Source organism: Mumia quercus (genome assembly GCF_025506335.1).
GTDB lineage: Bacteria > Actinomycetota > Actinomycetes > Propionibacteriales > Nocardioidaceae > Mumia > Mumia quercus.
The window spans coordinates 415531-428180 of record NZ_JANZYO010000004.1 but is presented as its reverse complement, the minus strand read 5'-3'; the positions used below and the strand labels follow the sequence as shown (position 1 = coordinate 428180).

The 12650-nt window shown below is 71.6% G+C and carries 12 protein-coding genes and 1 tRNA gene; 11 read left to right on the top strand and 2 right to left on the bottom strand.

Annotated elements, in window-relative coordinates; genetic code table 11:
- Positions 1-12 precede the first annotated feature (12 nt).
- Positions 13-570 carry a TetR-like C-terminal domain-containing protein gene (locus NYZ95_RS11420; RefSeq protein ID WP_262851394.1) on the top strand — a complete coding sequence of 186 codons (558 nt, stop codon included), beginning with the start codon at positions 13-15 and terminating at the stop codon, positions 568-570.
- On the opposite strand, the gene NYZ95_RS11415 is transcribed toward NYZ95_RS11420, so the two are convergent.
- Positions 548-3391: an FAD-binding and (Fe-S)-binding domain-containing protein gene (locus NYZ95_RS11415; RefSeq protein ID WP_262851393.1), complete on the bottom strand. Its 2844-nt coding sequence runs from the start codon at positions 3389-3391 to the stop codon at positions 548-550. The two genes, NYZ95_RS11420 and NYZ95_RS11415, sit on opposite strands and share 23 nt — an antisense overlap.
- Positions 3392-3398: 7 nt before the next feature.
- Here NYZ95_RS11415 and NYZ95_RS11410 point away from each other — a divergent pair, with 7 nt between their 5' ends.
- Genes NYZ95_RS11410 through NYZ95_RS11390 form a run of 5 tightly spaced genes read left to right on the top strand, consistent with a single transcriptional unit; the run spans position 3399 to position 6741 of the window.
- Entirely contained in the window at positions 3399-4082 is a 684-nt protein-coding gene (locus NYZ95_RS11410; RefSeq protein WP_262851392.1) for a GntR family transcriptional regulator, read from the top strand.
- Positions 4083-4117: 35 nt separating this feature from the next.
- A complete protein-coding gene (locus NYZ95_RS11405) occupies positions 4118-4918 on the top strand; it encodes an SDR family NAD(P)-dependent oxidoreductase (RefSeq protein WP_262851391.1) in 801 nt (266 codons plus the stop codon).
- A gap of 59 nt (positions 4919-4977) precedes the next feature.
- A complete protein-coding gene (locus tag NYZ95_RS11400; RefSeq protein ID WP_262851390.1) occupies positions 4978-5982 on the top strand; it encodes a type IV toxin-antitoxin system AbiEi family antitoxin in 1005 nt (334 codons plus the stop codon).
- Positions 5975-6172 carry a hypothetical protein gene (locus NYZ95_RS11395; protein WP_262851389.1) on the top strand — a complete coding sequence of 66 codons (198 nt, stop codon included), beginning with the start codon at positions 5975-5977 and terminating at the stop codon, positions 6170-6172. Before NYZ95_RS11400 ends, NYZ95_RS11395 begins: the two co-directional genes overlap by 8 nt.
- Positions 6169-6741, top strand: coding sequence for a hypothetical protein (locus NYZ95_RS11390; RefSeq protein ID WP_262851388.1), 573 nt, complete (start codon positions 6169-6171; stop codon positions 6739-6741). Before NYZ95_RS11395 ends, NYZ95_RS11390 begins: the two co-directional genes overlap by 4 nt.
- A 62-nt stretch (positions 6742-6803) precedes the next feature.
- Here NYZ95_RS11390 and NYZ95_RS11385 read toward each other — a convergent pair.
- Positions 6804-6886 (bottom strand) — tRNA-Leu (locus NYZ95_RS11385).
- Positions 6887-7081: 195 nt separating this feature from the next.
- Between NYZ95_RS11385 and NYZ95_RS11380 the strand changes: the two genes are divergently transcribed.
- The 5 genes from NYZ95_RS11380 to NYZ95_RS11360 are packed head-to-tail and all read left to right on the top strand — an operon-like array spanning position 7082 to position 12628.
- On the top strand, positions 7082-7969 hold the full coding sequence (locus tag NYZ95_RS11380; RefSeq protein WP_262851387.1) for an FHA domain-containing protein: 888 nt from the start codon (positions 7082-7084) through the stop codon (positions 7967-7969).
- A complete protein-coding gene (locus tag NYZ95_RS11375; RefSeq protein ID WP_262851386.1) occupies positions 7966-8442 on the top strand; it encodes an FHA domain-containing protein FhaB/FipA in 477 nt (158 codons plus the stop codon). Before NYZ95_RS11380 ends, NYZ95_RS11375 begins: the two co-directional genes overlap by 4 nt.
- Positions 8443-8451: 9 nt before the next feature.
- Positions 8452-9774: a PP2C family protein-serine/threonine phosphatase gene (locus NYZ95_RS11370; protein ID WP_262851385.1), complete on the top strand. Its 1323-nt coding sequence runs from the start codon at positions 8452-8454 to the stop codon at positions 9772-9774.
- Positions 9771-11156, top strand: a complete 1386-nt coding sequence (locus tag NYZ95_RS11365; RefSeq protein WP_262851384.1) for an FtsW/RodA/SpoVE family cell cycle protein — start codon at positions 9771-9773, stop codon at positions 11154-11156. Before NYZ95_RS11370 ends, NYZ95_RS11365 begins: the two co-directional genes overlap by 4 nt.
- Complete coding sequence (locus tag NYZ95_RS11360) at positions 11153-12628, top strand: peptidoglycan D,D-transpeptidase FtsI family protein (RefSeq protein ID WP_262851383.1); 1476 nt, start codon at positions 11153-11155, stop codon at positions 12626-12628. Before NYZ95_RS11365 ends, NYZ95_RS11360 begins: the two co-directional genes overlap by 4 nt.
- Positions 12629-12650 lie beyond the last annotated feature (22 nt).

The window sequence follows — 12650 nt, the reverse complement described above, 5'->3', positions numbered from 1 at the left end:
CGCGAGCGGGTCGTGGACGTCGCGCTCGACGTGGTCGACGTCGGCGGCCGCACGGGCTTCGGCGACCTCACTCTCGCCGCGGTCGCCTCGGCCGCGGGGGTCTCGACCCCCAGCCTCTACAAGCACGTGGCCTCGCTCGCGTCGCTGCGCCGCGACATCGCCGTACGCGCGGTGGAGGAGCTCGTCCGCGCGACGGCGCGCGCGACCGTCGGCCGCTCCGGACCTGACGCGATCCGCGCGCTCGGTCACGCGATCCGCGACTACGCCCGTGCGCACCCGGGACGCTACGCGGCGACGCAGGTGGCGGCCGACCCCGACGATCCCGAGGACGCCCCGCTGGCGGCCGCCGGTGCCGACGCCGTCGCGGTCCTCGGGGCGGTGGTCGCCGGCGCAGGCGTGCCGCAGGACAGGCTCGTCGACGCCGTCCGCATCCTGCGCTCGGCAGTCCACGGGTTCGTCACCCTGGAGCTCGACCTCGGGTTCCGGCTCCCCGACGACCTCGACACGAGCTTCGACGCCCTGCTCGACGTGGTCGTCGCCGGGCTCGTCACCCTCGAGCCGGGCGACTAGGGTCCGCCAGCAGCTCGGCCATGTGCACGGAGGGACGGTCGCGCAGGTCGGCGACCTGCGTCCGGCACGAGAACCCGTCCGCGAGCACGATCGCGTCGGGCGCCGCGTCCAACGCCGGGAGCAGGTTCTGCTCGGCGACCGCGACCGACACCTCGTAGTGCCCGCGCTCCACGCCGAAGTTGCCGGCCAGCCCGCAGCACCCCGCGAGCGTCGTCACCGTCGCGCCGGTCCGGGCGAGGAGCGCCTTGTCCGCCTCCCAGCCGAGCACGGCGTGGTGGTGGCAGTGCGGCTGCGCGACGACCGTGGTGCCGGACAGGTCCGGCGGGGTCCACCCCTCGGCGGTCGCGAGCAGCTCAGCGACGGTCTTCGTGGCACCCGCGACCAGACGGGCGTCGTCGTTGTCGAGGAGCTCGACGGCGTCGCTGCGCAGGACCGCGGTGCACGACGGCTCGATCCCCACCACCGGCACGCCCGCGCGTACGGCCTCGGCCAGGTCGGCGACCGTACGGCCGAGGATGCGGCGCGCCGCGTCGAGCTGCCCGGTCGTGATCCAGGTCAGCCCGCAGCACAGCTGCGACGAGGGCAGCGTGGGCTCGAAGCCGGCGTCGCGCAGGAGGCGGACGGTCGCCTGCGCCACCTCGGGGGAGAAGGAGTTGGAGAAGCTGTCGACGAAGAGCATCACCGGCCGGCCGCCGGAGGGTTCCTCGACGACCTCCGACGACCACCAGCGGCGGAAGGTGGTCCGCGCGAAGGCGGGGACGGAGCGCCGCCCGTCGACGCCGGCGAGGAAGAGCGCGAGACGACCGACGCCGGGCAGGCGCATCATCAGGTTCGCCAGGCGCGGCATCCGCCCCGCCAGCCGGCTCCACATCGGCAGCCGTCCGAGCGTGTAGTGCGAGCGCGGACGCAGCCGCCGCCGGAACCGCTGGTGCAGCGCCTCCGCCTTGTACGTCGCCATGTCGATGCCCGTCGGGCAGTCCGACGCGCACCCCTTGCACGCCAGGCACAGGTCGAGCGAGTCCGCGACCGCCGGCGCCCGCCAGTCGAGCGCACCCCGTACGACGTCCTGCAGCACCCGCGCGCGACCGCGCGTGCTGTCCTTCTCCTCCCGCGTCGCGAGGTACGACGGGCACATCACGCCCCCGGCCGCGGAGTTGTCGGCACGGCACTTGCCGACGCCGGTGCAGCGGTGCACCGCCTGCGCGAGGTCGCCGTGGTCGGTCTCGTACGCGAAGGCGAGCTGCTTGCGGTACGGAGCGACGCCGGCCACGCGGACGTCGGCGTCGAACGGGTCGGGGTCGACGAGGACCCCAGGGTTGAGCACGTTGTCCGGGTCGAAGGCGTGCTTGATCTCGGCGAAGAATGCGATGGCGTCGGGGGAGTACATCGTCGGCAGCAGCTCGCTGCGTGCGCGACCGTCCCCGTGCTCGCCGGAGAGCGACCCGCCGTACTCCGCGACGAGCCCCGCGGCAGCCGTCAGGAACCCGCGCAGACGCACCAGCCCGTCCGCCTCGTCGAGCGGGTAGTCGAGCCGCACGTGCATGCAGCCGTCGGCGAAGTGCCCGTACGGGGCGGACGTCAGACCGTGCTCGGCGACGAGCTCCTCAAAGCGCGCGAGGTAGGAGCCGAGCATCTCCGGCGGGACCGCCGCGTCCTCCCAGCCGGGCCACGCGGGCTTGCCCGAGGGCGCACGACCGGCCAGACCCGCACCGTCCTCACGGATGCGCCAGAGTCGGCCGGCGGTCGCGGGGTCGTCGACCAGCAGGGACTCGAGCCCGAGGCCGGCAGCGGCGAGCGCGCGGGCGCGGTCGAGCACCTCCGTACGGTCGTCGCCGGCGATCTCCACGAACAACCACGCGGCGCCGCGCGGGAGCGGCGGGATCGCGGCGTCGCCACGGCGGGCGCGCAGCACGTCGACGAGACGCTGGTCCATGCCCTCGCAGGCGGTCGGGCCGAACGTCTTGACCGTCGGCGCCGCCTCGCCGGCCTTCACGATGTCGTCGAACCCGATCGCGACGAGCACCCGGTGCGCGGGGTCGGTCACGAGGTGGACCGTCGCCTCGGTGAGGAGGCCGAGCGTCCCCTCCGAGCCCACGAGCATCTGCGTGAGGTCGAACCGCTCGGGCAGCAGGTGCTGGACGGCGTAGCCGCTGACCTGGCGTCCGAACCGGTCGAACTCGGTCCGCGCGGTCGAGAGGTGGCGTCCCGCGGCGGCGCGCAGGTCGGTCAGCAAGCGCTCGGGGCCGCGGGCGAACGCCGCGCCCGCCTCGTCGTACCCGGTCACGAGCGTCTCGCCGGAGGCCAGGAGGTGGGTCGTGCCACGGACGTTGTCCGACGTACGGCCGTAGCCGAGCGCGCGGTTGCCGCACGCGTTGTTGCCGATCATCCCGCCGATGGTGCAGCGCGGGTGCGTCGAGGGATCGGGGCCGAAGCGCAGACCGTGCGGCAGCACCGCCTTCTGGAGGACGGCGTGGACGGTGCCCGGCTCGACCACCGCGGTGCGCGCGTCGGGGTCGACGGCGAGGACGCGGTTCATGTGGCGGCTGAAGTCGAGGACGACACCGCGCCCGATGGCGTTGCCGGCGATCGACGTCCCGGCTCCGCGCGCGGTCAGCGGGACACCCAGTCCCCGCGCGACCTCCAGCGTCGTCGCGACGTCGGCCGCGTCACGCGGGCGTACGACCGCCAGCGGTGGGATGCGGTAGAGCGAGGCGTCGGAAGAGTACATCGCCTTCGTGCCGTCGTCGTCGTGCACCTCGAGGCCGGCCCGGCGGAGGGCGGCCGTGGTGTCCCGCGTGTCAGTCACCGTCACGAGTAACATGTTACGCGTGACCTCCTTGACCGACACCGTGGTGGCGCACGTCCGCGACGGGATCCGGCGCCGGCAGTACGTGCCGGGGGAGATCTACTCCGTCTACCGCCTCTCGGACGCCCTCGGTGTCTCGCGCAGCCCCGTGCGCGAGGCGATGCTGCGCCTGTCGGAGGCGGGCCTGGTCGAGATCGCCCGCAACCGGGGGTTCCGGGTGGTGCTGCCACAGGCGCGCGACGTCGCCGAGATCTTCGCCGTCCGGCTCGCTCTCGAGCCCGCCGCCGCCAGGCGCTGCGGCGAGAGGGGCGTCGACCTCGCCGAGCCGTACGCCGTGCTGGTCGCGGCCGAGGACCGTGCCGACGAACCGGCGTTCTGGGAGGCCGACCAGGCGCTTCACGACGCGATCCTGCGCGGCGCCGGCAACGCGCGGGCCGCGAGCATCGTGGCCTCGCTGCGCGCCACCACCGCCCTCCTCGGCCCCCCGACCTCGCACGCCGGGCGGTCGCTGCGCGAGATCCGCCTCGAGCACGCGCCGATCGTCGAGGCGCTCGCGCGTCACGACGGCCCCGCCGCCGAGGAGGCCATGCGCACCCACCTCGTACGGACCGGACGCCTGCTGGTCGCCCAGGTCGCCGGGCCCGAGACCGCACCGGCCGACGTCGACACCCTCTGGGACGACGTGGTCGGCTCGCGTTCCCTCTAGCGAAACGCCGTCACTATCATATATGTTCGCTAGCCATGAAGACCGCGGTCATCACCGGCAGCAGCAGGGGTATCGGGTTCGGCCTGGCGAAGGAGCTGCGGTCTCGCGGCTTCGACGTCGTGGTCAGCGGGCGGGGCGAGTCGTCGGTCACCGACGCCGCCAAACGCCTCGAGGAGTCGACGGACTCCGGGAAGGTCGTCCCGGTCGCCTGTGACGTCGCCGACCCCGCCGCCGTGCAGCGCCTGTGGGACGTCGCCGCCACCGAGCTCGGGTCGGTCGACCTCTGGATCAACAACGCCGGCGTCGCGCGCACGGTGCACCCCGTCGTCGACCTCCGTCCCGAGTGGATCGTCGAGATGGTCACCTCGAACATGGTCGGCACCATCCTCGGCAGCCGCGTGGCCGTCCGCGGGATGACGAGCCAGGGTCACGGCCAGCTCGTGAACATCCTCGGCGGCGGGTCCGACGGCAAGATCCGTCCCGGCATGACGGTCTACGGCTCCACCAAGCGCGGCCTGCGGGCGTTCACCGACGCGCTGGTCCGCGAGACCTCCGGCGGCCCCGTCCGCATCGCGTCGGTCAGCCCTGGCGTCGTCGTCACCGACGGCATGATCCGCGAGGCGCACGAGCTGGGGCCCGAGGGCTTCGCACGGGTCCGCAAGGCGATGAACATCCTCGCCGACCCCGTCGACGACGCCGTGCCGCCGATCGTCGACATGATCCTCGCCAACCCCAAGCACGGCGCCACGCTCAAGCGCGTCGGGAGCTTCGAGCTCGGGATGCGGTTCGCCAAGGGCGGCAAGGGCCGCGACGTCTTCGCCGGCACCGGGGTCTGAGCACGTCCCGAAGCGGCCGATCTGGTCAAGAATCGACGCAGGTCATTACTATTGACCGTATGGATTCTTTGACCGAAAGGATCGTGGACGTCCTCCGCGACGTCGACCTCGTCGTCGACCTCCCCGACGGAACCGACGCCGACCACCCCGATCTTGTCGTCCGAATTCCCACCTCCCACGGTGAGTCCGAGCTCTGGATCGACGTCAAGGACCGCTCGACCCCCATCGGGCTGGCGGAGATTCACAGCTGGGAGACGGAGGTTCCACGTCCCTACGTCCTCGCCGTTCCCTATGTATCGCCCGAGCAGGGCCGGCGATATCGGGCCGCAGGAATCCAGTACGTGGACAGCGGAGGAAACGCGTATCTCTCGCAACCCGGCTACTACCTGCACGTGGAGGGTCGACGGCCGACCGTCCACGGACGCCCCCGCCGCCGGGGCAAACGGCCGTCAACCAACGCCGCTGGGCTGCGGGTCGTCTTCGTGCTGCTCGTGTCGCCCCGGACCGCGGCGATGCCGTACGAGCGGATCGCGACGCTGGCTCAGGTCTCCAAGGGTTCGGCGACGAACGCGATGGACGATCTCCGCGATCTCGGGTTCCTCGTCGGCGACCGCTCGGATCGTCGCATCGTGGATGTCGCCCGACTGCGGCGATCGTGGGTCGACAACTTCGCCCGTGACCTCCTGCCCCGACTTGAGCAGACTGAGGTCGCCGGCCCAGACCCGTCGTGGTGGGCGACCTCGCCCTTGGCGCCACGCGACGGTGTGGTCGGAGGGGGCACGGCACTCGCGCATCTCGGTGCCCCACTGCGTCCGGAACGCACGGTGGTCTACGGCGAGCCGCCGTGGCGTGAGGCGCGGAGAGTCGGGCGACTGAGCCGGGACGGGGCACCCAACGTCATCCTTCGAGAGCGGTTCTGGTCACCTGAGCTCCGGCCGGACGACCGGTTCGTGCCCTCGCTCCTCGCCTATGCCGACGGGCTCGCAAGCGACGACCCACGCGAGGTCGAGGTGGCACGAGCCGCCTTCTCCCAGGACGTGAACGACGATGTCCACCATGGATGACCCAGCGGACGTCCTCCCGGTCTCCATCCTCGACGAGCTGTGTGCGCACGTGACCGGGTTCGCATTGATCGGCTCTTTCGCTCGCGACTACTGGGTGCACGGGGTGGCCGGACTAGCCCCCGGTGCTCTGACGTTGGACGTCGACATCACGATCCTCGTCGGCTCGATGGAGGAGTACAGGAGCGGGTGAGAACCCTTGACGGGCCCCGGGGGACGGGTCTGGCGTTCTCGGTCCACGGACATACGGTCGACGTGCTCCCGTACGGCGACGTCGCCGTGGACGGCATCATCGAGCCCGCTCCTGGCGTCACCCTGGACGTCACCGGGGTGGCAGAGTCCGTCGAGAACGCAGTGAAAGTACCGATCGGCACGGGCAACATTCTCATCCCCACCCTCGCCTCGATGATCGGGCTCAAGGTCATCGCGTGGGCGTACCGACGCGCGACCACCCTGAAGGACGCGCGCGATCTCGGGCCCCTCCTGGACGCCACCCACCACGGCCCCTTCGCCGACGCACTGTGGGGGGACGACGAATCATGCGAGAGATGGGAGTACGACGACGTTCTCGTCGGCCCGTACCGCGCCGGTCGTGAGCTCCGCAGCACGTGGCGCGAGGACTCTCTCCGCTCTCTCCTCGAGACACTGGATTTCGACACGCTGGACGAGCTTGCCGCACGAATCGCGCGAGAGTCGCGCAGTCGGACCGAGGTTCGGCGCGAGCAGCTCGCCGCGCTGCTGCACGGCGTGCGGGGCACCTGACGTGCGCACCCCGTCCAGCAAGAAGGCTCCCGGTCGGAGATCCGACCGGGAGCCTTCGCTTGTGCGCGAGGGGGGATTTGAACCCCCACGTCCTTGCGGACACTGGCACCTGAAGCCAGCGCGTCTGCCATTCCGCCACTCGCGCGATTGCGTGGTGAGTCTAACAGCCACCCCCAGCCGGCCAGGCGAGCGGGTGGCCCACCGACGCGCGTACGCCGTGAGGGACGCGGGGTGTTCGCCGGGCCCGATACGATCAAGTGGACGCGCGGGGCTCTTCTCCGAGAGAGTACGCGTGTCTGTCACGAGGCCCCGAACGACCGGACAGGAGGAGGTCGCAGCGATGGGAGTGCTCCAGCGCTTCGAGCAGCGTCTCGAAGACGCCGTCTCCGGTGCGTTCGCGCGCGTGTTCCAGAGCGCCGTCCAGCCGGTCGAGATCGCCGCCGCCCTGCAGCGCGAGCTCGACAACGGAGCGCAGATCTTGTCCCGTGACCGCGTCCTCGTCCCCAACGACTTCACGGTCGAGCTGGCCCAGACCGACTTCGAGCGGCTCGCGCCGTACGGGGGCACGCTCTCGGGCGAGCTGTCGGAGCTGGTCCACGAGCACGTCGCGGAGCAGCACTACACGCTCGCGGGCCCGCTCAAGCTCGAGTTCGTCCACCAGCCCGACCTCACGACCGGCCGCTTCCGCATCCGCTCACGCGCCTCCGCGGCGGTGACCCCGGCCGCCGGCGTCCGCATGACCGACACAGCTGTCGCCAAGGCGCCCGTCGTGCTCGAGGTCAACGGCGTCCGCCACCCCGTCGAGCCCCCGGGCGTCGTCATCGGACGCGGCACCGACGCCCAGCTGCGCATCAACGACCCCGGCGTCTCGCGCAAGCACGCGCAGGTCCGGGTCTTCCTGGAGGGCAACAGCGTCCGCGTCGCGATCGAGGACCTCGGCTCCACCAACGGCATCGTCGTCGACGGCCGCCGCGTGACCCACGCGGTGCTCTCCGACGGGTCGCGGGTGCAGCTCGGCAACACGCTCGTCGTCGTCCGCAACCCTCACGCACGTCCCGGACCGCCGGTCGGCCCGACCGGGCCCGTCCCGCCGTCCGCGGGGCCGCCTGCCGGCCCCCCGCCTGGGTCCGCCTCACCGCCGCCGGGCCAGGGCCGCCCCGGCGCGTACGGTGGCCCCTCGCAGTCCCCGCCCGCCCCTCACGCCGGCCCGCAAGGTGGTCGCTGGTGACCGAGCTGACCCTCACCCTCATCAAGCTCGGCTTCCTCGCGGTGCTCTGGCTGTTCGTGCTCTCGGCGGTGTCCGTGATCCGTTCGGACATCTTCGGCGCCAAGGTCGAGTCGCCGCGCGCCCCGAAGGCGCCCAAGCAGCGCGCGCCCAAGCCACCGAAGGGTCGCAAGCCCAAGCGGGGCATGCCGTCGACCTTGGTCGTCACCGACGGTCCCAACGCGGGCCAGCTGGTGCCCGTGACGGGAGCCGACATCCTCCTCGGGCGTGGGACGGATGCCGCCATCCGGCTCGACGACGACTACGTGTCCACCCGGCACGCCCGCTTCTCCACCAACGGCGAGCAGTGGTACGTCGAGGACCTCGGATCCACCAACGGCACCTATCTCGGCAGCCAGCGCGTGACCACCCCCGTCCCGGTCGACCTCGGGGTGCCCGTCCGTCTGGGCAAGACCGTGGTCGAGCTCCGGAAGTAGGCGACGCCTGTGTCCTCGCACCAGCACCGTCTCGGCTACACGTACGTCGCGCTCTCCGACGTCGGCCGCCGTCGTTCCTCCAACCAGGACTCGGGCTACGCGAGCCCTCACCTCCTGGTCATCGCCGACGGCATGGGCGGTGCGGCCGCGGGCGACCTCGCGTCGTCCGAGGTCATGCACGTGGTGCGCAGGCTCGACGGGCCGCCGCCGGGGGACGTGATCGAGGCGCTCGCGGGAGCCGTGCACCGCGCCAACGACCGCCTCGCCGAGGTGATCGAGGACGACCCCAGCGTCGAGGGCATGGGCACGACCCTCACCGCCCTTCTGTGGAACGGCACGACCTTCGGGCTCGCACACATCGGTGACTCCCGCGCGTACCTCATGCGCGACGGCCAGCTCCACCAGATCACCAAGGACCACACGCTCGTCCAGAGCCTCGTCGACGAGGGCCGCCTCACCCGCGAGGGCGCCCGCACCCACCCGAACCGGTCCCTGATCCTGCGCGTGCTCCTCGGTCGCGACGAGTCCGAGCCGGACCTCACGCTCATCGAGCCGCGGATCGGAGACCGCTTCCTGCTGTGCAGCGACGGTCTGTCCGACATGGTCGACGACGCCGCGATCGGGGAGGTCCTCCGTACGGCACCGAACGTCGACGTCGCGGCGGTCGACCTCGTGCAGCGCGCGCTCGCCGGCGGTGGCGCGGACAACGTGACCGTGATCCTCTGCGAGATGGTCGACGTCGACGCGCCCGCCGACCCGACGCTCGCCAGCGCCGACCGGCAGCCGATGCTCGTCGGTGCGGCCTCGGAGCAGGCTCGCCCCGGGGGCGGGACGACCACGACCTCCACGAGCCTCGACGCGATCCCGCTCGCGACGGACGACGGGTCGGACAACGGCGAGCGCGGCGCGGTCACGCGCGACGTCGACCCCGAGGCCCTGCGCTACGCCCCGCGTGCCCCCCGTCGCCACATCTGGCTGCGGCGACTCGTCGTCGTCGCCCTCGTGGTCGGCCTCCTCGCCGTCGCCGCCAAGCTCGCCTGGGACTGGACCCAGCGCCAGTACTACGTCGGCACCGAGGACGGCGTCGTCGTGATCTACCGCGGCATCCAGGCGGACCTCCCGCTCATCGATGTGGACAGCGTCGAGGAGGTCACCGATGTCCGCGTCGACGCGCTCCCGACCTTCCGCGCCAACCAGGTCAAGAAGGGCATCGCCTCCACCTCGCTGACCGACGCGCGCGACACCGTCACCACGCTGCGCGAGATCGCCGCGCTGTGCGCGGACCCCGCGCAGGCCAACCTGCCCGGCAACGAGTGCGGTGGTGCCGAGTGAGCAGCCCTGCCACCACACCTGCGGTCGTCCACCGCAAGCGCCGAGGCGCCGAGGCGCTCCTCATCGCGCTCGCGCTCGCGATCGTCATCTTCGCCTTCTGCGCCGTCGGTCTCGGGGCGCGCGGCGAGGTCCCGGGGTTCGTCGCCGGTCTCGCGGTGCTGCTCGTCGTGATCGCCGTCGCCACGCACCTCGTCGTCCGCTTCGTGGCGCCGTACGCCGACCCGGTCCTCGTGCCGCTGGTCGTGGCCCTCAACGGGCTCGGCATCGCGATGATCTACCGCCTGGACCTCGCACGCCTGGACAGCCTCGGCGAGGAGGCGAAGCAGTTCGCCGGCCGCCAGGTCATGTGGACGGCCCTCGGCCTCCTCCTGTTCGTGGCGGTGCTGCTGGTCGTCCGCGACCACCGCAAGCTGCAGGCGTACACGTACACGTTCGGGCTCGCCGCACTCGTGCTCCTGATCCTGCCGCTGCTGCCGGTGGTCGGTCGCCAGATCAACGGCGCACGCATCTGGATCAACATCGGCGGCATGAGCCTCCAGCCGGGCGAGTTCGCAAAGATCTGCCTGGCGATCTTCTTCGCCGGCTACCTCGTCGTGAAGCGTGACGCCCTCGCCCTCGCCGGCCGCCGCTTCATGGGCATCGACTTCCCGCGCGGCCGCGACCTCGGCCCGATCCTGGCGGCCTGGCTGGTGAGCCTCGGCGTCTTGATCTTCCAGCGCGACCTCGGCTCGTCGCTGCTGTTCTTCGGCCTGTTCGTCGTGATGCTCTACGTCGCCACCGAGCGTCCCGGGTGGCTCGTCGTCGGCACCTCGCTCTTCCTCGGCGGCGCGCTCTTCGCCGCGACCACGTTCAGCCACGTCCAGAGCCGTGTCGACGCCTGGCTCAGCCCGTTCCCCGTCACCGACGGCACGTTCCAGCTCACCCAAGGCCTGTACGGCATGGCGTGGGGCGGCCTGCTCGGGCGCGGGCTCGGCGAGGGCAATCCGTACCTGACGCCGTTCGCCTACTCCGACTTCATCTTCGCCTCGTTCGCCGAAGAACTCGGTCTCGCCGGCTCCATGGCGATCCTGCTCATGTACGGGCTCATCGTCGAGCGCGGGCTGCGCATCGCCCTGCTCTGCCGAGACGCCTTCGGCAAGCTCCTCGCGACCGGCCTCGCCGTGTCGTTCGCGCTCCAGGTCTTCGTCGTCGTCGGGGGCATCACCCGGATCATCCCGCTGACGGGCCTCACGACGCCGTTCATGTCGTACGGCGGCTCGTCGATCCTCGCCAACTGGGCGATCATCGCGCTCCTGCTGCGCATCAGCGACCAGAGCCGGCGCCCGCCGCCGGAGGCCGCGCCGATGCAGATGGACGACGCGACGCAGGTGGTGAAGCTGTGAACCGCCCCATCCGCGTGATGTCCATCGTCTGCCTGGTGCTGTTCACCGCCCTGCTCATCGGCGTGAACTACATCCAGTTCGTCGACGCCGACACGCTGAACGCCAAGAACGGCAACCGCCGCGTCATCGACGAGGAGTTCGCGCGCGAGCGCGGCCCGATCCTCGTCGGCGACCGTCCGATCGCCGAGAGCGTGCCCGTCGACGACCAGTGGAAGTTCCAGCGGCGCTACCCCGAGGCCAAGCTGTACGCCGACATCACCGGCTACTTCAGCTACACGTACGGCCGCAGCGGCCTCGAGCAGTCGCAGAACGACATCCTGTCGGGCAGCGACAACCGCCTGTTCGTCAACCGCGTCGTCGACCTCATCGGGTCCAACCAGCCCCGTGGCGGCAGCGTCTCGGTGACGATCAACCGCCGCGCCCAGCGCGCGGCCGCCGAGGGGATCGACAACCTCCCCGGCGACGCCAAGGGCGCCGTGGTCGCGCTGGACCCCAGCACGGGCGCGATCCTGGCGATGACCGGCAGCCCCACGTACAACCCCAACCTCCTCGCGAGCCACAACCTCGACGAGGTCGCGAAGGCCTGGAAGCGGCTCAACGCCGACAAGGACAAGCCGATGCTCAACCGGAGCACGCAGCAGATCCTCCCGCCGGGGTCGACGTTCAAGATCATCACGGCCGCCGCGGCGATGGAGAAGCTCAACCTCGGCCCGGACAGCCAGGTCAAGGGTGGCCGTGGCCTGACCGCCCCCGGGTTCGGGTCGTACGTGCTGCGCAACCAGGGCGGTGGCAACTGCGGCGGCAACCGCATCACGCTGACGCAGGCGCTCGAGGTCTCCTGCAACGTCACCTTCGGCGACCTCGCCATGAAGGTCGGCCAGGAAGACATGGCACGCCAGGCGGACGCGTTCGGCTTCGGCGCCCGCGACCTCGACCAGCTCCCCATGAACCCGAGCCAGTTCACCTCCGACCCCGATGTGGAGCTGGAGGCGCCGCAGCTCGCCCAGAGCGGCATCGGCCAGTACGAGGTGGCCGCGACGCCGCTCCAGATGGCGATGGCCACCGGGGCGATCGCCAACGGCGGCGCCCTCATGAAGCCCTACCTCGTCTCGACCGTCCGCTCGCCGGACCTCAAGACGATCGAGACCGCGAAGCCGGAGAAGATCCGCGACGCGATCTCGGGAAGCACCGCGGCAGGCCTGTCCCAGATGCTCGTCGACGTCGTCGAGAACGGCACCGGCGGCTCTGCCGCGATCCCCGGGGTCGAGGTCGGAGGCAAGACCGGCACCGCCCAGTCGACCGCCGACCGGCCCCCGTACGCGTGGTTCGTGTCGTTCGCGCCCGCCGACGACCCCAAGGTTGCGGTCGCCGTCGTCGTCGAGTCCTCCAGCACCGGCCGCGACGACATCTCGGGTGGCCGCCTGGCAGGTCCGATCGCCCGGTCCGTGATGCAGGCGGTGCTCGACAGATGAGCGCCGATGCTCGGGACTTCAC